This is a genomic window from Bacillus sp. DTU_2020_1000418_1_SI_GHA_SEK_038, from assembly GCF_032341175.1.
In the GTDB taxonomy this organism is placed as follows: Bacteria; Bacillota; Bacilli; order Bacillales; family Cytobacillaceae; genus Cytobacillus.
On the sequence record NZ_CP135435.1, the window covers coordinates 332,859 to 351,418 of the forward strand.

At 42.8% G+C, this 18,560-nt stretch carries 13 protein-coding genes, 17 tRNA genes and 3 rRNA genes; 29 read left to right on the forward strand and 4 right to left on the reverse strand.

All coding sequences use genetic code 11. The features are described from left to right. Positions 1-108 precede the first annotated feature (108 nt). From RRV45_RS01775 to RRV45_RS01880, 22 genes are all read left to right on the forward strand, one after another. Positions 109-1,164: an acyl-CoA dehydrogenase gene (locus tag RRV45_RS01775; RefSeq protein ID WP_315667056.1), complete on the forward strand. Its 1,056-nt coding sequence runs from the start codon at positions 109-111 to the stop codon at positions 1,162-1,164. A 209-nt stretch (positions 1,165-1,373) separates the two neighbouring features. Then, positions 1,374-2,162, forward strand: coding sequence for a LysM peptidoglycan-binding domain-containing protein (locus RRV45_RS01780; RefSeq protein ID WP_315667057.1), 789 nt, complete (start codon positions 1,374-1,376; stop codon positions 2,160-2,162). Between the two features lie 462 nt (positions 2,163-2,624). After that, positions 2,625-4,175: ribosomal RNA gene (locus RRV45_RS01785) — 16S ribosomal RNA — on the forward strand. 346 nt (positions 4,176-4,521) lie between these two features. After that, a 23S ribosomal RNA gene (locus RRV45_RS01790) occupies positions 4,522-7,456 on the forward strand. Between the two features lie 72 nt (positions 7,457-7,528). Then, a 5S ribosomal RNA gene (rrf, locus tag RRV45_RS01795) occupies positions 7,529-7,645 on the forward strand. The 16S, 23S and 5S rRNA genes sit together here with 17 tRNA genes alongside, the layout of an rRNA operon. A 55-nt stretch (positions 7,646-7,700) precedes the next feature. Beyond that, positions 7,701-7,775: transfer RNA gene (locus RRV45_RS01800), tRNA-Glu, on the forward strand. 62 nt (positions 7,776-7,837) lie between these two features. Next, positions 7,838-7,910 (forward strand) — tRNA-Val (locus RRV45_RS01805). Between the two features lie 104 nt (positions 7,911-8,014). Then, positions 8,015-8,089: transfer RNA gene (locus RRV45_RS01810), tRNA-Gly, on the forward strand. Between the two features lie 60 nt (positions 8,090-8,149). Continuing rightward, a tRNA-Ala gene (locus RRV45_RS01815) sits at positions 8,150-8,225 on the forward strand. Between the two features lie 34 nt (positions 8,226-8,259). Further along, positions 8,260-8,336, forward strand: a tRNA-Met gene (locus RRV45_RS01820). Between the two features lie 18 nt (positions 8,337-8,354). Continuing rightward, positions 8,355-8,447: transfer RNA gene (locus RRV45_RS01825), tRNA-Ser, on the forward strand. 178 nt (positions 8,448-8,625) lie between these two features. Next, positions 8,626-8,699: transfer RNA gene (locus RRV45_RS01830), tRNA-Met, on the forward strand. A 3-nt stretch (positions 8,700-8,702) separates the two neighbouring features. After that, positions 8,703-8,779, forward strand: a tRNA-Asp gene (locus tag RRV45_RS01835). A 165-nt stretch (positions 8,780-8,944) separates the two neighbouring features. Next, positions 8,945-9,020: transfer RNA gene (locus RRV45_RS01840), tRNA-Phe, on the forward strand. 31 nt (positions 9,021-9,051) lie between these two features. After that, positions 9,052-9,136: transfer RNA gene (locus RRV45_RS01845), tRNA-Tyr, on the forward strand. Positions 9,137-9,141: 5 nt separating this feature from the next. Further along, positions 9,142-9,215, forward strand: a tRNA-Trp gene (locus RRV45_RS01850). 23 nt (positions 9,216-9,238) lie between these two features. Next, positions 9,239-9,314, forward strand: a tRNA-His gene (locus RRV45_RS01855). Positions 9,315-9,353: 39 nt separating this feature from the next. Then, a tRNA-Gln gene (locus RRV45_RS01860) sits at positions 9,354-9,428 on the forward strand. A gap of 115 nt (positions 9,429-9,543) precedes the next feature. Then, positions 9,544-9,617 (forward strand) — tRNA-Cys (locus RRV45_RS01865). Between the two features lie 165 nt (positions 9,618-9,782). Then, positions 9,783-9,856 (forward strand) — tRNA-Gly (locus tag RRV45_RS01870). Positions 9,857-9,868: 12 nt separating this feature from the next. After that, positions 9,869-9,942: transfer RNA gene (locus RRV45_RS01875), tRNA-Ile, on the forward strand. Positions 9,943-9,954: 12 nt separating this feature from the next. Next, positions 9,955-10,029 (forward strand) — tRNA-Asn (locus RRV45_RS01880). A gap of 167 nt (positions 10,030-10,196) precedes the next feature. On the opposite strand, the gene RRV45_RS01885 is transcribed toward RRV45_RS01880, so the two are convergent. Next, a complete protein-coding gene (locus tag RRV45_RS01885; RefSeq protein ID WP_315667058.1) occupies positions 10,197-10,610 on the reverse strand; it encodes a hypothetical protein in 414 nt (137 codons plus the stop codon). 337 nt (positions 10,611-10,947) lie between these two features. Here RRV45_RS01885 and RRV45_RS01890 point away from each other — a divergent pair, with 337 nt between their 5' ends. The 7 genes from RRV45_RS01890 to RRV45_RS01920 all read left to right on the forward strand — a co-directional run bounded on the left by RRV45_RS01890 (position 10,948) and on the right by RRV45_RS01920 (position 16,139). Beyond that, complete coding sequence (locus tag RRV45_RS01890) at positions 10,948-11,898, forward strand: ABC transporter permease (protein ID WP_315667059.1); 951 nt, start codon at positions 10,948-10,950, stop codon at positions 11,896-11,898. After that, complete coding sequence (locus tag RRV45_RS01895; protein ID WP_315667060.1) at positions 11,891-12,841, forward strand: iron chelate uptake ABC transporter family permease subunit; 951 nt, start codon at positions 11,891-11,893, stop codon at positions 12,839-12,841. The genes RRV45_RS01890 and RRV45_RS01895 overlap by 8 nt, the downstream gene beginning before the upstream one ends. Next, positions 12,838-13,599, forward strand: a complete 762-nt coding sequence (locus RRV45_RS01900; protein WP_315667061.1) for an iron ABC transporter ATP-binding protein — start codon at positions 12,838-12,840, stop codon at positions 13,597-13,599. The genes RRV45_RS01895 and RRV45_RS01900 overlap by 4 nt, the downstream gene beginning before the upstream one ends. An 18-nt stretch (positions 13,600-13,617) precedes the next feature. Beyond that, positions 13,618-14,589 carry a siderophore ABC transporter substrate-binding protein gene (locus RRV45_RS01905; protein WP_315667062.1) on the forward strand — a complete coding sequence of 324 codons (972 nt, stop codon included), beginning with the start codon at positions 13,618-13,620 and terminating at the stop codon, positions 14,587-14,589. Then, on the forward strand, positions 14,589-14,897 hold the full coding sequence (locus RRV45_RS01910) for an antibiotic biosynthesis monooxygenase family protein (protein ID WP_315667063.1): 309 nt from the start codon (positions 14,589-14,591) through the stop codon (positions 14,895-14,897). The genes RRV45_RS01905 and RRV45_RS01910 overlap by 1 nt, the downstream gene beginning before the upstream one ends. 231 nt (positions 14,898-15,128) lie before the next feature. Then, positions 15,129-15,560, forward strand: a complete 432-nt coding sequence (locus RRV45_RS01915; protein WP_315667064.1) for a DUF4275 family protein — start codon at positions 15,129-15,131, stop codon at positions 15,558-15,560. Between the two features lie 180 nt (positions 15,561-15,740). Further along, entirely contained in the window at positions 15,741-16,139 is a 399-nt protein-coding gene (locus RRV45_RS01920) for a VanZ family protein (protein ID WP_315668906.1), read from the forward strand. A 1-nt stretch (position 16,140) separates the two neighbouring features. On the opposite strand, the gene phnE (RRV45_RS01925) is transcribed toward RRV45_RS01920, so the two are convergent. Genes phnE (RRV45_RS01925) through phnC form a run of 3 tightly spaced genes read right to left on the reverse strand, consistent with a single transcriptional unit; the run spans position 16,141 to position 18,502 of the window. Continuing rightward, positions 16,141-16,944 (reverse strand): phosphonate ABC transporter, permease protein PhnE, encoded by an 804-nt coding sequence (gene phnE, locus RRV45_RS01925; RefSeq protein WP_315667065.1) that lies wholly within the window; start codon positions 16,942-16,944, stop codon positions 16,141-16,143. Then, positions 16,941-17,735 (reverse strand): phosphonate ABC transporter, permease protein PhnE, encoded by a 795-nt coding sequence (gene phnE / locus RRV45_RS01930; protein ID WP_315667066.1) that lies wholly within the window; start codon positions 17,733-17,735, stop codon positions 16,941-16,943. The genes phnE (RRV45_RS01925) and phnE (RRV45_RS01930) overlap by 4 nt, the downstream gene beginning before the upstream one ends. Next, positions 17,729-18,502 (reverse strand): phosphonate ABC transporter ATP-binding protein, encoded by a 774-nt coding sequence (gene phnC / locus RRV45_RS01935; RefSeq protein WP_315667067.1) that lies wholly within the window; start codon positions 18,500-18,502, stop codon positions 17,729-17,731. Before phnC ends, phnE (RRV45_RS01930) begins: the two co-directional genes overlap by 7 nt. Between the last annotated feature and the right edge of the window lie 58 nt (positions 18,503-18,560).

Consider the following 18,560-nt stretch of genomic DNA (forward strand, 5'->3'; position numbering starts at 1 on the left):
GAAAGGAAAACCTCCTTTATGGAGGTTTTCTTAATAAATAAGAAGATTAAATTGTAAAAAGGTGAAACTCCTGCTTGATTTTTCTAAAGAAAGGGGATGGCTGCTTATATGAATTTTGAAAGTTTGCTGCAGACACATCTGAAACCTCTAGTCAGAAAGATAGATTCAGAAGCCCACTACCCAGAAGATTTCCTAAAGGCTATTGGCAAAGAGGGGCTGCTTAGTTCGAAGGATTTGCCGAAGGGAGAAAGACTATCGCGAGAAGTGTATCTGGTAAAAGAAACGGCTAAGGTATGTATGACGACAGCTTTTAATATATGGTGTCATTTAGCTTCTTTAACTTATATCCGAAACACTGATAATCCATTTCTAAAACATGAAATTCTTCCTTATCTTGAAAGCGGGGAATTATTAGGCGGCACTGGCTTATCAAATCCGATGAAATATTATGCGGGTCTAGAGTCTTTACATTTAAAGGCAAAGAGGTCGCAAGATGGCTTTGTAGTTTCAGGGAATTTACCTGCTGTTTCTAACCTAGGAAAAGACCATTGGTTTGGAATTATTGCTGAGGTAGATGAACGCCAACGAATAATGGCTTTTGTCCCGTGCTCAGCTGAAGGATTAACTCTAAAGGAAAAACGAGAGTATATGGGAGTAAACGGAAGTGCCACCTATTCTTGTGCATTTAATGATGTAAGGATACAAGAAGAGTGGATAATTGCTGAACGGGCAGATGAATTTATACTTAATATTCGCCCGGCTTTTGTGCTATATCAAATTCCTCTCGGATTAGGAGTGACAGAGGCATCGATTAAATCTATTCAAAAGGTTTGCAACAAGCAGGGTGGATGCAATCAGTATTTAGATATTCAAACAGATGAACTGCAAATTATTTTAAATGAAATGACTAAGAAAACATTCCAAATTGCTGAAAGCCCCAATATTTCTGAGAAATGGAATGAGTTACTGCAGCTAAGACTTGATGCTGTGAATCTAACATTAAAATCCGTACACGCATGCATGCTTCATCAAGGTGGGGCGGGATACTTGAAAAATAGCGACCCAGCAAGAAGACTGAGAGAATCCTATTTCCTTGTTAATTTAACTCCAACTGTTAAGCATCTGCAAAAGATGATTCAGAAGAACATCACTTTGCCACTTTAAATTTATTTAATAGAGGAAAATTTCAGCTATTAAACCGAGTAATCACATTCGAATTCTAAAACTCGATAATATGAGCTTAGTAATCTCCTATAGGAAAGAAAAGGGTTCCAATAAAAGTTTTGGTAAGACAGACATAAGAACCCCTTGTGATACGAATTACTATTAAGTAATTCGTATTTAACATAGAGAGATATGGGGGAAAAGAAACATTGAACACAATTTCAACTAAGCGAAAACAGAGAATTGCTGAAATGCGCAAGCAAAGAATGAAAGCTCGTAATAAAAAAGTGGCTATTACTACTGCTGCTGGAGCTATTACAGCTATTATCTTATTAAACGGCAAAGCAGAAGCATATAGCTCAGCTTATACAGTTAAACCAAAAGATAATCTATATAACCTTTCTAAAAAGTATCAAGTAAGTGTAGAACAACTAATGGAAGTAAACGGTCTAGTGTCAGAAAAAATTATAGTAGGCCAGCGCCTTCTTTTACCTATTCAACACACTGAAGAGGGTTCTGTTTCATATACGGTCCAAAAAGGGGATACGATATACTCACTCGCTAAACAGTATGAAATATCTATTAATGATTTGAAAAAGAAAAACAATATGAATTCCGACAAAATAATTGCGGGGGAAAAACTCTTATTGCCACTAGAAACCCATAGCGATGTGGAAAGTTACTATACGGTTGTAGCAGGAGATACGTTATGGGGAATAGCAAAGCGCTTCGGGATGACAGCTAAAGAACTAGCTGGTGCAAATGGGCTTAGTAAGGAAATGGTTCTAATTGGACAGAAACTAAATATTCCTGGATCTGTTCAAATTTCTAAAGCGGAAGTGGTTGGAGCTGCTGATAGTTTTACTGTGGAATTTACGGAGCAAGGAAAACCTCTTGTTTTACAAGTGCCCTATGGAACAGCTTCAGATTATCAGAAGAAATCTAGTCAGAAAGTGCATGTGATCCATAAAAATGGATCAGTAATACAAATATATTAAAATGTTGTGTAAAAAAGTATGTGTCGCTCTTTATATAAAGAGCGGCTTTTCAATATGAACATCGAAGGAAACAATTATAAATGGGTTGCCCGTTTCAAATTCTTATATATGATATTGTTTTTTATTCTTTATATAATAATACTAATATAGTTGTTGACATATAGAAAATATAATAGTAATATAAAAATCTCGCTACGAAATACAGGCGAGGAGATGAAAAAGAATTTCTATATATCATATAAAGTGTTGACAATCACAACTGAAAATGATAATATAAGATTCTGTCGCAAACACGATACAAAAATTATTTCAAAAAAGTGTTTGACATCACAAAGATGATCTGATATAGTATTATCTTGTCAGCAACATTAGTTCTTTGAAAACTGAACGAACAAAAACGTCAACGTTTAACTTTTGGTCTTTTTCTAAAAAAAGATATTTATGAGCTAATCAACTCACAATTTATTGGAGAGTTTGATCCTGGCTCAGGACGAACGCTGGCGGCGTGCCTAATACATGCAAGTCGAGCGAACTTTTGGGAGCTTGCTCCCAAAAGTTAGCGGCGGACGGGTGAGTAACACGTGGGCAACCTGCCTGTAAGACTGGGATAACTTCGGGAAACCGGAGCTAATACCGGATAATTCTTTTCTACTCATGTAGGAAAGCTGAAAGATGGCTTCGGCTATCACTTACAGATGGGCCCGCGGCGCATTAGCTAGTTGGTGAGGTAATGGCTCACCAAGGCAACGATGCGTAGCCGACCTGAGAGGGTGATCGGCCACACTGGGACTGAGACACGGCCCAGACTCCTACGGGAGGCAGCAGTAGGGAATCTTCCGCAATGGACGAAAGTCTGACGGAGCAACGCCGCGTGAGTGATGAAGGTTTTCGGATCGTAAAACTCTGTTGTTAGGGAAGAACAAGTACCGTTCGAATAGGGCGGTACCTTGACGGTACCTAACCAGAAAGCCACGGCTAACTACGTGCCAGCAGCCGCGGTAATACGTAGGTGGCAAGCGTTGTCCGGAATTATTGGGCGTAAAGCGCGCGCAGGCGGTCCTTTAAGTCTGATGTGAAAGCCCACGGCTCAACCGTGGAGGGTCATTGGAAACTGGGGGACTTGAGTGCAGAAGAGGAGAGTGGAATTCCACGTGTAGCGGTGAAATGCGTAGAGATGTGGAGGAACACCAGTGGCGAAGGCGACTCTCTGGTCTGTAACTGACGCTGAGGCGCGAAAGCGTGGGGAGCGAACAGGATTAGATACCCTGGTAGTCCACGCCGTAAACGATGAGTGCTAAGTGTTAGAGGGTTTCCGCCCTTTAGTGCTGCAGCAAACGCATTAAGCACTCCGCCTGGGGAGTACGGCCGCAAGGCTGAAACTCAAAGGAATTGACGGGGGCCCGCACAAGCGGTGGAGCATGTGGTTTAATTCGAAGCAACGCGAAGAACCTTACCAGGTCTTGACATCCTCTGACAATCCTAGAGATAGGACTTTCCCCTTCGGGGGACAGAGTGACAGGTGGTGCATGGTTGTCGTCAGCTCGTGTCGTGAGATGTTGGGTTAAGTCCCGCAACGAGCGCAACCCTTGATCTTAGTTGCCAGCATTCAGTTGGGCACTCTAAGGTGACTGCCGGTGACAAACCGGAGGAAGGTGGGGATGACGTCAAATCATCATGCCCCTTATGACCTGGGCTACACACGTGCTACAATGGATGGTACAAAGGGCTGCAAGACCGCGAGGTTTAGCCAATCCCATAAAACCATTCTCAGTTCGGATTGCAGGCTGCAACTCGCCTGCATGAAGCCGGAATCGCTAGTAATCGCGGATCAGCATGCCGCGGTGAATACGTTCCCGGGCCTTGTACACACCGCCCGTCACACCACGAGAGTTTGTAACACCCGAAGTCGGTGGGGTAACCGTAAGGAGCCAGCCGCCTAAGGTGGGACAGATGATTGGGGTGAAGTCGTAACAAGGTAGCCGTATCGGAAGGTGCGGCTGGATCACCTCCTTTCTAAGGAAGATTTGAAGTACTTGATACTTCAATAAAAGACGTTACTTGTTCGTTCAGTTTTGAGGGAATTATCTCTCAAAACACTATGTAAATTAGTGTTTTTTGTTCCTTGAAAACTAGATAATGATTATGAAGAAGCAATAACCGAGTAATCGCCATTTTAGTTATTCTCTCTATTATATATAGAGTTTAAAACCAATCACAATTCAGAAGAGTTGTGAGGAGGATGAGAAGCAAGCAGATCAAGGAAGCGACAGAACGAGCACCGGAGCGTACGTAGTTGGTACGCGAGGAGCACAGTGACGGAGCTGACGCAGAGATGCGCCGCTTATCATTCACCGAACAAGGTTAAGTTAATAAGGGCGCACGGTGAATGCCTTGGCACTAGGAGCCGATGAAGGACGGGACTAACACCGATATGCTTCGGGGAGCTGTAAGTAAGCTTTGATCCGGAGATTTCCGAATGGGGGAACCCACTGTTCGTAATGGAACAGTATCTTTACCTGAATACATAGGGTATTGAAGGCAGACCCGGGGAACTGAAACATCTAAGTACCCGGAGGAAGAGAAAGCAAACGCGATTCCCTGAGTAGCGGCGAGCGAAACGGGATTAGCCCAAACCAAGAGGCTTGCCTCTTGGGGTTGTAGGACACTCTATACGGAGTTACAAAGGAACGAGGTAAATGAACAGGTCTGGAAAGGCCGGCCAGAGAAGGTAAAAGCCCTGTAGTTGAAACTTCGTTCCCTCCAGAGTGGATCCTGAGTACGGCGGGACACGTGAAATCCCGTCGGAAGCAGGGAGGACCATCTCCCAAGGCTAAATACTCCCTAGTGACCGATAGTGAACCAGTACCGTGAGGGAAAGGTGAAAAGCACCCCGGAAGGGGAGTGAAATAGTTCCTGAAACCGTGTGCCTACAAGTAGTCAGAGCCCTTTAACGGGTGATGGCGTGCCTTTTGTAGAATGAACCGGCGAGTTACGATTACATGCAAGGTTAAGTTGAATAGACGGAGCCGCAGCGAAAGCGAGTCTGAATAGGGCGTATGAGTATGTGGTCGTAGACCCGAAACCAGGTGACCTACCCATGTCCAGGTTGAAGTCCAGGTAACACTGGATGGAGGACCGAACCCACGCACGTTGAAAAGTGCGGGGATGAGGTGTGGGTAGCGGAGAAATTCCAATCGAACTTGGAGATAGCTGGTTCTCTCCGAAATAGCTTTAGGGCTAGCCTCATGTTGTTAGAATCTTGGAGGTAGAGCACTGTTTGGACTAGGGGCCCTCATCGGGTTACCGAATTCAGACAAACTCCGAATGCCAAAGATTTATCCATGGGAGTCAGACTGCGAGTGATAAGATCCGTAGTCAAGAGGGAAACAGCCCAGACCACCAGTTAAGGTCCCAAAGTATACGTTAAGTGGAAAAGGATGTGGAGTTGCTTAGACAACCAGGATGTTGGCTTAGAAGCAGCCACCATTTAAAGAGTGCGTAATAGCTCACTGGTCGAGTGACTCTGCGCCGAAAATGTACCGGGGCTAAACGTATCACCGAAGCTGTGGATGGACATCTGCGATGTCCGTGGTAGGAGAGCGTTCTAAGGGCGTTGAAGCTAGACCGTAAGGACTGGTGGAGCGCTTAGAAGTGAGAATGCCGGTATGAGTAGCGAAAGATGGGTGAGAATCCCATCCACCGAATGCCTAAGGTTTCCTGAGGAAGGCTCGTCCGCTCAGGGTTAGTCGGGACCTAAGCCGAGGCTGAAAAGCGTAGGCGATGGACAACAGGTTGATATTCCTGTACCACCTCTTTACCGTTTGAGCAATGGGGGGACGCAGGAGGATAGGGTAAGCGCGCTGCTGGAATAGCGCGTCTAAGCAGTTAGAGTGCAAGCGAGGCAAATCCCGCTTGCGTTAAGCTTGAGCTGTGATAGCGAGGGAAATATAGTACCGAAGTTCCTGAATCCACACTGCCAAGAAAAGCCTCTAGCGAGGGAAAAGGTGCCCGTACCGCAAACCGACACAGGTAGGCGAGGAGAGAATCCTAAGGTGAGCGAGAGAACTCTCGTTAAGGAACTCGGCAAAATCACCCCGTAACTTCGGGAGAAGGGGTGCTCATTTGGGTGAATAGCCCGGATGAGCCGCAGTGAATAGGCCCAGGCGACTGTTTAGCAAAAACACAGGTCTCTGCGAAGCCGCAAGGCGAAGTATAGGGGCTGACGCCTGCCCGGTGCTGGAAGGTTAAGAGGAGGGGTTAGCGCAAGCGAAGCTCTGAATTGAAGCCCCAGTAAACGGCGGCCGTAACTATAACGGTCCTAAGGTAGCGAAATTCCTTGTCAGGTAAGTTCTGACCCGCACGAAAGGCGTAACGATCTGGGCACTGTCTCAACGAGAGACTCGGTGAAATTATAGTACCTGTGAAGATGCAGGTTACCCGCGACAGGACGGAAAGACCCCGTGGAGCTTTACTGTAGCCTGATATTGAATTTCGGTACAGCTTGTACAGGATAGGTAGGAGCCTTGGAAGCCGGAGCGCCAGCTTCGGTGGAGGCATTGGTGGGATACTACCCTGGCTGTATTGAAATTCTAACCCGCGCCCCTGATCGGGGCGGGAGACAGTGTCAGGTGGGCAGTTTGACTGGGGCGGTCGCCTCCTAAAGAGTAACGGAGGCGCCCAAAGGTTCCCTCAGAATGGTTGGAAATCATTCGAAGAGTGTAAAGGCATAAGGGAGCTTGACTGCGAGACCTACAAGTCGAGCAGGGACGAAAGTCGGGCTTAGTGATCCGGTGGTTCCGCATGGAAGGGCCATCGCTCAACGGATAAAAGCTACCCCGGGGATAACAGGCTTATCTCCCCCAAGAGTCCACATCGACGGGGAGGTTTGGCACCTCGATGTCGGCTCATCGCATCCTGGGGCTGTAGTCGGTCCCAAGGGTTGGGCTGTTCGCCCATTAAAGCGGTACGCGAGCTGGGTTCAGAACGTCGTGAGACAGTTCGGTCCCTATCCGTCGTGGGCGCAGGAAATTTGAGAGGAGCTGTCCTTAGTACGAGAGGACCGGGATGGACGCACCGCTGGTGTACCAGTTGTCTTGCCAAAGGCATAGCTGGGTAGCTATGTGCGGACGGGATAAGTGCTGAAAGCATCTAAGCATGAAGCCCCCCTCGAGATGAGATTTCCCATAGCGTCAAGCTAGTAAGACCCCTGAAAGATGATCAGGTTGATAGGTTTGAGGTGGAAGCGTGGCGACACGTGGAGCTGACAAATACTAATCGGTCGAGGACTTAACCACATTTAGTATGATTACTCGAATAACTTCTTCAGCATTATCTAGTTTTGAGGGAACAAACCTCAATAAAATAGGTCTAGTGGCGATAGCGAAAAGGTCACACCCGTTCCCATCCCGAACACGGAAGTTAAGCTTTTCAGCGCCGATGGTAGTTAGGGGCTGTCCCCTTGTGAGAGTAGGACGCCGCTAGGCTAGCCCCAAGAGGGGCTATTATTTTTGATGAATGCATGATCAATTTAAATAAATTGGCCCGTTGGTCAAGCGGTTAAGACACCGCCCTTTCACGGCGGTAACACGGGTTCGAATCCCGTACGGGTCACCATTTTACAGCATAGTAGAAGTGATATATGTTTAACTAATATGCACTTGCACTTTTTGCGCTGAGGAGGATTAGCTCAGCTGGGAGAGCACCTGCCTTACAAGCAGGGGGTCGGCGGTTCGATCCCGTCATCCTCCATCATTTACCGGTGTAGACCTGAACAACTGACTACAATAAATTGGTTAGATGTTAACTTCTATCCGGTATTTTTTATAAAGTACTTACCTCACCATTTTTGATGTGCGGAAGTAGTTCAGTGGTAGAACACCACCTTGCCAAGGTGGGGGTCGCGGGTTCGAATCCCGTCTTCCGCTCCAAAAATATTTTTTGCAGTATAGGAATTAATTCTAATTGTGTTCCTTTATACCTTTATGTATGGGGCCTTAGCTCAGCTGGGAGAGCGCCTGCCTTGCACGCAGGAGGTCAGCGGTTCGATCCCGCTAGGCTCCACCATTATTATATCAAACTAAATGTCTTTTCTTAATTTGGCGGTGTAGCTCAGCTGGCTAGAGCGTACGGTTCATACCCGTAAGGTCGGGGGTTCGATCCCCTCCGCCGCTACCATATTTATGATTTTAATGTGGAGGAATACCCAAGTCCGGCTGAAGGGATCGGTCTTGAAAACCGACAGGCGGGTCAAACCGCGCAGGGGTTCGAATCCCCTTTCCTCCTCCATATTATGCTTAGTGAAAATTATATAAATACCATTATCGCGGGGTGGAGCAACGAGCGTTACTCCTTGAATAAACTGCGAGTTGTACCGATCGAGCTGCTGCTTGATTTAGCATTCTGAGATTGGGACAGTCCTTATGCTATATATGAGCATAGTAAAAAATCATATTAATATTATTATCGCGGGGTGGAGCAGTCCGGTAGCTCGTCGGGCTCATAACCCGAAGGTCGCAGGTTCAAATCCTGTCCCCGCAATCTGGTCCGGTAGTTCAGTTGGTTAGAATGCCTGCCTGTCACGCAGGAGGTCGCGGGTTCGAGTCCCGTCCGGACCGCCATATTTATATTAGGCTCAGTAGCTCAGTCGGTAGAGGATTTTAAAAGATTGCAGCTGCGAAGCATTTCTTCACCGAATGGCAAGCTATTAAAATCTGCGACAAAGACCGTAGGGCTTTGAAGCACATTCCCAAAGCCACACAAACTTTAGGAAGTTACATTAATTAGGCTCAGTAGCTCAGTCGGTAGAGCAAAGGACTGAAAATCCTTGTGTCGGCGGTTCGATTCCGTCCTGAGCCACCATAAAATTTTCAAAATCCCTATTTTTCCATATGGTGGGGTAGCGAAGTGGCTAAACGCGGCGGACTGTAAATCCGCTCCCTTTGGGTTCGGCGGTTCGAATCCGTCCCCCACCACCATTTATAGGGGTATAGTTTAATGGTAAAACGAAGGTCTCCAAAACCTTTGATGTGGGTTCGATTCCTACTACCCCTGCCAAATATAAAAATATGTGAATTATGGCGGTTGTGGCGAAGTGGTTAACGCATCGGATTGTGGTTCCGACATTCGTGGGTTCGATTCCCATCAGCCGCCCCATATTATTTTACAGAGAAGCAATTCTTGAGGTTACTTCAGTGGGCTATAGCCAAGCGGTAAGGCATCGCACTTTGACTGCGACATGCGTTGGTTCGAATCCAGCTAGCCCAGCCAGTTTTTTTAAAAACAGCCCCGAAGCCTTACATCGATGAATGGTTTTTAAAAAAACTTGCGACAAAGACCGTAGGACTTTGAAGCAAATTTTGACCACAATCAAAATTTAAGAAATGGCGGCATAGCCAAGTGGTAAGGCAGAGGTCTGCAAAACCTTTATCCCCGGTTCAAATCCGGGTGCTGCCTCCAAATTTATAAATGCGGGTGTAGTTTAGTGGTAAAACCACAGCCACGAGCGAAACATCCATGTATAATCTTCGAGTTGCCTCGACACATTCACATCCTTGAATTTGCTAGAAGAGGAAGAGGCATGAATGAGCGTAAATTAAATTTAATTTTGTATCAATCAAAAATGCGGGTGTAGTTTAGTGGTAAAACCACAGCCTTCCAAGCTGTTGATGAGGGTTCGATTCCCTTCACCCGCTCCATATAATTTTAATGGGCCTATAGCTCAGCTGGTTAGAGCGCACGCCTGATAAGCGTGAGGTCGATGGTTCGAGTCCATTTAGGCCCATATATTTACTATTCCGCAGTAGCTCAGTGGTAGAGCATTCGGCTGTTAACCGAACGGTCGTAGGTTCGAATCCTACCTGCGGAGCCACTTTTTATCTGTATTGAACAACAGCCTCCTAAGGTGTTGATTAAAGATTAATATTTCTAATTGTACATTAATTACCAATTGGTCTAACCTAATAAAACCGCTATTTCCATATATATATTGTGGATTAGCGGTTTTTTGTATGTATTTGTAAATTATTGTTTAGTAAGCTACGAAAATTGTTTACCTGATGGGAAATTATTAGTTATTCTATGCAACAGAAATGAAGATTCTTTCAATTTGGTTGAAAGTGATAGGAATAGCTCCTTGTTTCGATGAACTAAGGATTTGTCTAAATAAAAGGTAGAAATAGAGTGGTCCAACATTACGTCAATCCCTGTTTGCAGCTTATTTGTGTTGATTGCTTCGTCAAGCTCAGGCATGAAGACAAAATCCTTAATTGAATCCTTAATTGTGATAAGGATAAACCAGCCCGTTCCATATACAAACTTGCCTTGGTTCGTAATTGTCATAATATCCCCGTATTGCAGATGAATAAAGCCACTGACCATGTTTTCTCGCCTGGATCCGTAATATAATGACTGTAGCGTTAACCCTTCCTTAGCTCTCACAATGAATTCCAACGCAGTTACCCCTTCACCGATATGATTATCAGATTAACGGGCTGGATAACCCCACTGATTGAAGTTCCATCTGTTTTACCCTTTAATATCAATTCATATTTCTGTTTTTTTGCTATTATTCCTAGAAAATGATTGTCAGTTTCATGTCTTTTATTGGACAAACATCTTAAAAAGTAAGTGTCATACCAGATTGAAATACTAATTGCGATTGATAATTATTTTCATTTATTCATTGACAATCATTTCCTGACTGTTATAATAAAAATTGTGAGTTGTAGTGATAATGATTTTCAGTATCATTAAAGCTTACGAAAATGTTTACTTATTGGAGATAGTTATGAAAAAAAGATACCTTATCGCCTCGCTCATTGTTCTATCAATCCTATCCCTTTTCGTTGGTGTGAGCCATATAACACCGAAGGATTTGCTGAATCTGCAATCTGATGAAACTCAAATTTTTCTCATCAGCCGCTTGCCAAGATTATTGGCAATCTTATTTGCAGGAGCAGGGATGAGTATTGCAGGGCTAATCATGCAGCAGCTCAGCCGGAATAAATTCGTTTCACCAACAACAGCGGGTACACTCGATGCTACTAGACTTGGAATTCTAGTGTCAATGCTGTTATTTGCGAATGCGTCTCTTCTTGAAAAAATGGTCGTTGCCTTTGTATTTGCGCTCGCCGGCACGCTTTTGTTTATGCAATTGCTTGACCGAATTAAATTTAAGGACGCAATTTTTATTCCGCTTGTTGGTTTAATGTTTGGAAACATCTTATCTTCGATTACGACCTTTTTTGCCTATCGGGCAGATGTCATCCAAAATATGTCTGCATGGCTCCAGGGTGATTTTTCAATGATAATGAAGGGACGATATGAGCTTTTATACATAACGATTCCATTGTTAGTAGTGGCCTATCTATTTGCGAATCGCTTTACAGTCGCAGGTATGGGGGAAGATTTTTCGAAAAACTTAGGTTTGTCCTATAAACGAGTTGTGAATTTTGGACTTATTCTTGTAGCACTAATAACCGTTACGGTTGTTCTAACAGTTGGAATGATTCCATTTCTTGGCTTAATTATCCCAAACATTGTTTCAATTTTTAAAGGGGATCATTTGCAAAAGACCTTACCGCATACCGCATTACTTGGCTCATCCTTTTTGCTTGTGTGTGATATATTGGGACGGGTTATTATTTACCCTTATGAGATTTCGATTAGCTTGATGGTAGGAGTCATTGGCAGCGGAATCTTCCTCTACTTACTATTTAGGAGGAAGGCGTATGCGTAATTCTATAAAAATGATCATTCTCGCTGTACTAGCGATTTTGTTTATCAATATTTATTTATTTCACGGTTTAAATGGCAGCTTCGATTATGCATTGCCGCGAAGAGGAATTAAAGTCATTGCTATGGTTCTAACAGGTATATCCATTGCGTATGCAACAGTGGTTTTCCAAACGATTGCGCATAACCGAATCTTAACACCGAGTATAATGGGGCTTGATTCCCTCTATTTACTCATCCAAACGATTATTATTTTCTTTTTAGGATCCGGTCATGTATTGGTCGCCAATCGGCAGTATAATTTCTTTTTATCAGTTGTAGCTATGATTGTATTTGCCTTATTACTCTATCAACTGCTTTTTAAAAATGGAAAGCGGCCGATATACTTCCTTTTGCTTGTTGGGATAATTGTAGGAACGTTTTTTTCCAGCATTTCTACTTTCCTGCAGGTGCTTATTGACCCGAATGAGTTTCAAAGAGTGCAAGATCGGATGTTTGCAAGCTTTAATAATGTGAATGGTGATTTAGTATGGCTTGCGTTAATCATTATTATCGCCGCAATTGTAATAGGTGTAAGGTCAATGAACTATTTGGATGTTATCTCGCTTGGCCGTGATCATGCCGTAAACCTTGGTGTTCCGTACGATCTAATTGTGAAACGAATGCTCGTTTTGGTAGCTATATTAATTTCTGTTGCTACTGCATTAGTTGGCCCGATTACGTTTTTCGGTCTGATTGTAGCTAATTTATCATATCAGTTTTTCAATACCTACAGACATACCACAATCATTAGTGGTGCAATGGTCATGAGTATCATTGCGCTTGTGGGGGGGCAGTGGGTTGTGGAGCGAATCTTTACGTTCTCGACAACTCTTAGTGTCATCATTAATTTTTTCGGTGGCGTGTATTTCATTTATTTACTGCTAAAGGAGAGTCGATCTAAATGATTCAAGTCCGTGCCTTATCCAAATTTTATGGGAAAAAGCCTGTCGTTGAAAATGTGACAGTCGATATTCATCCAGGAAAAATTACTTCCTTTATCGGTCCAAATGGAGCTGGGAAATCAACGCTGCTTTCGATGGTTAGCCGATTAATCGAAGCGGATACGGGTGAGGTGCTGATTGAAAACTCTCACGTAAAGAAAATGAAATCGAATGACTTTTCCAAGCGTGTGTCCATTTTAAAACAATCCAACTATATGAATGTAAGGCTGACGATTCGTGAACTCGTGTCGTTTGGGAGGTTCCCATATTCAAAGGGGCACCTGAACGAGGAAGATGAGAAGATGGTCGATCAAGCGATTAAATATATGGGATTAACCGATATGCAGCATGACTTTCTTGATGAACTATCTGGTGGCCAGCGCCAGCGAGCATTTATCGCCATGGTAATTGCACAGGATACGGACTATATTTTGCTCGATGAGCCGTTGAATAATTTAGATATGAAGCATTCCGTCCAAATTATGAAAATTCTCCGCCGCCTAGTGGATGAGTTAGGAAAAACGGTTGTCATTGTCCTGCACGATATCAATTTCGCCTCTGTCTATTCAGACCGGATTGTGGCTTTGAAGGACGGGAAGGTTGTAAAAAATGGACCGACAAATGAAATCATTCAGTCGGATTCATTAAAAGAAATATATGATATGGATATTCCAATTAAAAAAATAAATGATTGCCGAATTTGCGTTTATTTTAGTTCATAGAAAAGGAGATTATCAGATATGAAAAAATGGTCATTATTTACCTTAATATTAACAGTTTTCCTTGTACTTGCCGCATGTGGATCGAAGGAAGCAACAAAGGAAGAAGAAAACTCTAATACTGGAAGCGACAAGCCAGTTGAAGAAACTGTGGAAATAAAAATTAAGCATGAACTTGATGAGCAAGAGGTTGTTTTAGACAAAACGCCAGAAAAAGTTGTTGTTTTTGACTTTGGTATTTTGGATACGTTAAATGAGCTAGGTGTTCCAGTTACTGGATTGCCACAGGCAACCATTCCGCCATATTTAGAAAAATATGCTGGATCTGACTACACGAATGTAGGAAGCTTGAAAGAGCCGGACTTCGAGGCGATTCATGCATTAAAACCAGATGTGATCTTCATCTCCGCTCGCCAATCTGATATGTATGAAGAGTTCAAAAAAATTGCACCAACAATTTATGTAGGAGTCGATTACACAAATTATATGGAATCCTTCACACATAATATGGAAGTGATTGCACAAGTATTTGGCAAAGAAGAACAAATGAAAACAGAATTGGAAGAAGTAAATAAGGCGATTGCTGCAATAAAAGAAAAAACGGAAAGCTCTGATGCAAGAACATTAATTATTATGGGCAATGAAGGTAAAGTAAGTGCTTACGGACCAAGCTCCCGCTTCGGCATCCTTCATGATGTATTTGGCTATGAGCCTGCTGATGAAAAGATTGAACAATCAACTCATGGACAAAGCATTTCGTTTGAATACATTTCTGAAACAAATCCAGACATTATGTTCGTAATCGACCGTGATGCAGCATTTGACAGCAATGCAAGTGTAAAGGATGCTATTGAAAACGAGCTTGTGCAAAAAACAAATGCATTTAATAATGGTAAAATATTCTACCTAAATGGCGGTCCATGGTACCTATCTGGTGGTGGACTACAGTCTATGAAACTAATGATTGAAGATGCAAAAGTAGGTGTAGAATAATGTTTTACCAGATTAAAAGAATGGTTGTGAAGGAAGGCTTTTCTGCTACAGTGGTGGAGCGCTTCAACGGTGAGGGACTCATTGAGAAGCAGCCGGGATTTGTTGATCTTCAAGTTCTAGTCAAAAATGTCCGCCGTGGTGACGAGGAAGTATTAGTACTTGTCAGATGGGAAACTGAAGAGGATTGGAAGAACTGGGAGAAGAGCCCAGAGCATATTGCCGGACATAAAGCGAATGCTGGAAAACCAAAGCCTGATTATATAATCGAGTCAAGCCAAAATGTCTATACTGTGGCAGTTAGTAAGTAAATAAGAGATAAAAATGAGGCACCTATTATTGGGTTGCCTCATTTTTGAGTGTTGAGCTACCCGTTTTTCGGATTCTCCGATGGAAGCCTGTGTTAATTCTTTTTCCCCATGTATCATGCAACTTTTAGGAGATTTTGCTAATGCCCCATTAGACTTAGATAGAACCACACTATCTTAATTCCAAAAAATAACATAAAATATAAATAAATGTGTTTCAAAGGAGAAGTGAAGATGAATAAACTCATTGATACCCTTCAAAAGAAAAGAGTTAAAGTAACGAAGATTCCAAAATGGGGAACGTATTTACGGAAGCAATGGGAAGATCACTTTGCGAGTCATCTTAGTGAGGAAGAGAAGAAATCTATTCATTTACATGACAGAAGTAAAAGCAGTGGCTTTTTGTGGCATGTATTCAGCTATGAAACAAAGGAATGCTTGAAAGAGGAACAGGCGAATGAAGCATTTAATCAAATACAAAAGAAGGCGTGCTATGTTTTTTATCAGCATTCTGAAGATGCGTTAATACTTGAGAACGTGTCTAGAATGACTGCCGCTGACTTTGTAAATGAACAGGATGTCTATGTGGTAGATAAGGAATTTGCATGGACTTATGTGAGTACTCATGAAAAAGGGTTGTGCGGACCTTATTTTTCGGGGAAATAGGGATTGGCTGACAAACTCCTTGATTTGGCTAACAAACATTCAAATCTCGCTGATAAATTACTGAAGTTGGCTGACAAACCATCAAATTTCGCTGACAAACTATAAAAAATCAGCATTCTATAGAAAACCGAATCGAAAAATGACTATAATAATAGAAAAACTATCTAAAAGGAACTCATGATGAAGAAAAAACATGTGTGGCTTACAGTAGCTATTGTGTATTGTATAGCTATTTTTATAACGACGGCTTCTCCTGCTTCGACTGGTGGAAATACACTAATGATAATAGCAGAAATTTTCCATCTATCTGAGGAGCAGGCAAGAATGGCTAATCTTCTATTTAGAAAGCTTGTACATTTATCAGCATTTGGGGTGCTTGCTATATTGTTTTACAATAGCTTTGAAAAGCATCGATTTATAAAAGCATGGCTATACACAACAATCTATGCAGCATCCGATGAAATTCATCAGGCTTTTCTCCCAGACCGGACAGGCTCCATTGTGGATGTTGGAATTGATTCCTTTGGTGCGTTGATTGCTTTGATCATAATAAAAATGGCTACCCTCAGAAGAAGGTAGCTTAAACAATTTTCTTCCGAATATAGCCTGATAAAAGATCAATGCATGTGACCATGACAATGATACCTAATAAGATGATCCCCACGCGGTCCCAGTCACGTGAGCTAAGCGCAAAAATCAACGGAGTTCCAATTCCACCTGCTCCAATAATTCCAAGAATGGCAGCAGATCTCACGTTAATTTCAAACCGGTATAAAGTATAGGACAAGAATCCGGGCATCACTTGCGGGAGGACGGCGAACCAGAGAATTTGCAGGCGGTTTGCTCCGGTAGCTGTCAAAGCTTCTGCAGGGCCTGGATCAATATTCTCGATCTCTTCCGAGAAAAGCTTTCCTAGCATCCCGATAGAGTGCAAACCTAATGCCAGCACACCAGCGAAGGATCCTGGGCCAACCGCTTTAATGAACATAATTGCCATAACGATTTCCGGAAATGTCCGAACAAAGCTGAGAATGAATTTTCCTGTATGGGAAAAACTTCTACCCTCGCTCATATTTGCAGCCGCCCAAAAAGCAAATGGAAGGCAGAGGAAAGCTGAAATAAATGTTCCTAAAATCGCAATGGCAAGTGTATCTAGCAGCCCTCGTAATAAATCCTCTCCCTTAGGTAAATACACATAGTCCCAATCAGGGTTAAATATTCCTGAAAAAATCGCTTTCGATACTTGAGCAGCTGTTTCTTTAACCCCTGTTAACGGCATCCCAGAAAAAGCCCAAATATAAATAAGAGCTAAAGCGAGATAGATGATCCATAGACGAATATTCTTTTTCGGTGGCTTCACGATATTTCTTGATGGTTGGCTCATATTAATTTCTCCCGTAATTTAGTACTGATGTAGTCGATCAATAAGACAACGACCAATGTGAAAATAATAATGGAGCTTGTTTTATCATACTCAAAGAATCCAAGTGTTCGGTCATAATAGAGTCCAATTCCTCCGGCACCGACAAGCCCTAAAACAGCAGCCGCCCGAACATTTACTTCAAATGTATAAAGTACATAGGAGATATAATAGGGAAGTACTTGTGGAAGGACACCAAAAAAGATCCATTGAACTTTGTTTGCGCCCACGGAAGTCATGGCTTCGAGAGGCCCCGGATCAATGGCTTCAATCGCTTCATATGTTAATTTTGCCACTAAGCCTATCGAGAAAATCGTTAATGCTAGAATGCCAGGCAGTGGCCCTAATCCGAAAATGGATACGAAAATAGCTGCTAATAACAAGTCAGGAATCGTACGAATTAAGTTCAATACAAAACGCACAGGATAGTAAAACCACGTATTTCGAATAATGTTGCTCGCAGAAAATAGCGCAATCGGAATCGCAATAATAGCGCCAAAGGTAGTCCCGATTAAAGCCATTCGAATCGTTTCAAGCATCGGATGGACAATTTTTCCGAAGTACGACCAATTTGGAGGTAGCATCTGTGCCAGCAGCTCCATCATATTAGGAGCACCGATGATAAGCTCAGTTATCGTTGAATTTGTCTGTATCGCACTGCCGCTAAGCAGCAAAATAATAATAAAAACGGTAAAATAGGTTTTTAGTTTACGAGGAGGTTCAGGTAGAACCTTCTTTTGCGGCTGACTCAGCATACTTCTACCTCTAATAGTTCATCCTTCATAATTGGGCGGCCATAAATTTCCGCGAATGCCTCATCGGTTGCTTTCTCAACAGGCCCGTCAAACACAACCTCACCTGCTCGTAATCCAATAATTCTTGTTGCATATTCCCGAGCAAGATCAATAAAGTGGAGATTCACAATAGTGGTAATCCCTAACTCCTGATTAATTCTTTTTAGGTCATCCATAACTTGTTTGGTTGTTAATGGATCGAGAGAGGCAACAGGCTCGTCTGCTAGTATGATTTTTGCTTCCTGTGCTAATGCACGGGCAATCGAAACGCGCTGCTGCTGTCCACCGGAAAGTTCCGTTGCACGGGAGTAAGCTTTTTCAAGAATATTTACCCTTTCTAAAGCATCGAATGCTAGATTCACATCTGCTTTTGGAAAAAGTCCTAAAATGGTACGCAAAGTAGAATGATAGCCAACCCGGCCTGATAGTACATTTCTTAAGACAGAAGAACGCTTTACTAAGTTAAAGCTTTGAAAAATCATACCTATGTCACGGCGGATTCGTCGTAAATCTGATCCCGTTGCCGTCGTAATCGATTTGCCATTGATAAAAATTTCACCTTCAGATATATCAATCAAACGATTGATTGAACGCAATAGGGTTGATTTTCCTGCACCCGACAAGCCAACGATGACGACAAACTCACCATCATGAATCTTTAAATCAATATTGTTTAATCCTTTTACACCATTTTGGTATGTCTTGGAGACATTCTTAAATTCAATCACTCATATTCCACCTTTGGTTATTAATAAAAAATGCCAAACCAGTTCATTACCCTTCACT

Coding starts and splice junctions, on each gene's coding strand:
- RRV45_RS01895 (WP_315667060.1), top strand. CDS start 11,891: ATGCGTAATTCTATAAAAATGATCATTCTCGCTGTACTAGCGATTTTG.
- RRV45_RS01890 (WP_315667059.1), top strand. CDS start 10,948: ATGAAAAAAAGATACCTTATCGCCTCGCTCATTGTTCTATCAATCCTA.
- RRV45_RS01920 (WP_315668906.1), top strand. CDS start 15,741: ATGAAGAAAAAACATGTGTGGCTTACAGTAGCTATTGTGTATTGTATA.
- RRV45_RS01915 (WP_315667064.1), top strand. CDS start 15,129: ATGAATAAACTCATTGATACCCTTCAAAAGAAAAGAGTTAAAGTAACG.
- phnE (WP_315667065.1), bottom strand. CDS start 16,944: ATGAGCCAACCATCAAGAAATATCGTGAAGCCACCGAAAAAGAATATT.
- RRV45_RS01900 (WP_315667061.1), top strand. CDS start 12,838: ATGATTCAAGTCCGTGCCTTATCCAAATTTTATGGGAAAAAGCCTGTC.
- RRV45_RS01905 (WP_315667062.1), top strand. CDS start 13,618: ATGAAAAAATGGTCATTATTTACCTTAATATTAACAGTTTTCCTTGTA.
- RRV45_RS01910 (WP_315667063.1), top strand. CDS start 14,589: ATGTTTTACCAGATTAAAAGAATGGTTGTGAAGGAAGGCTTTTCTGCT.
- phnE (WP_315667066.1), bottom strand. CDS start 17,735: ATGCTGAGTCAGCCGCAAAAGAAGGTTCTACCTGAACCTCCTCGTAAA.
- RRV45_RS01775 (WP_315667056.1), top strand. CDS start 109: ATGAATTTTGAAAGTTTGCTGCAGACACATCTGAAACCTCTAGTCAGA.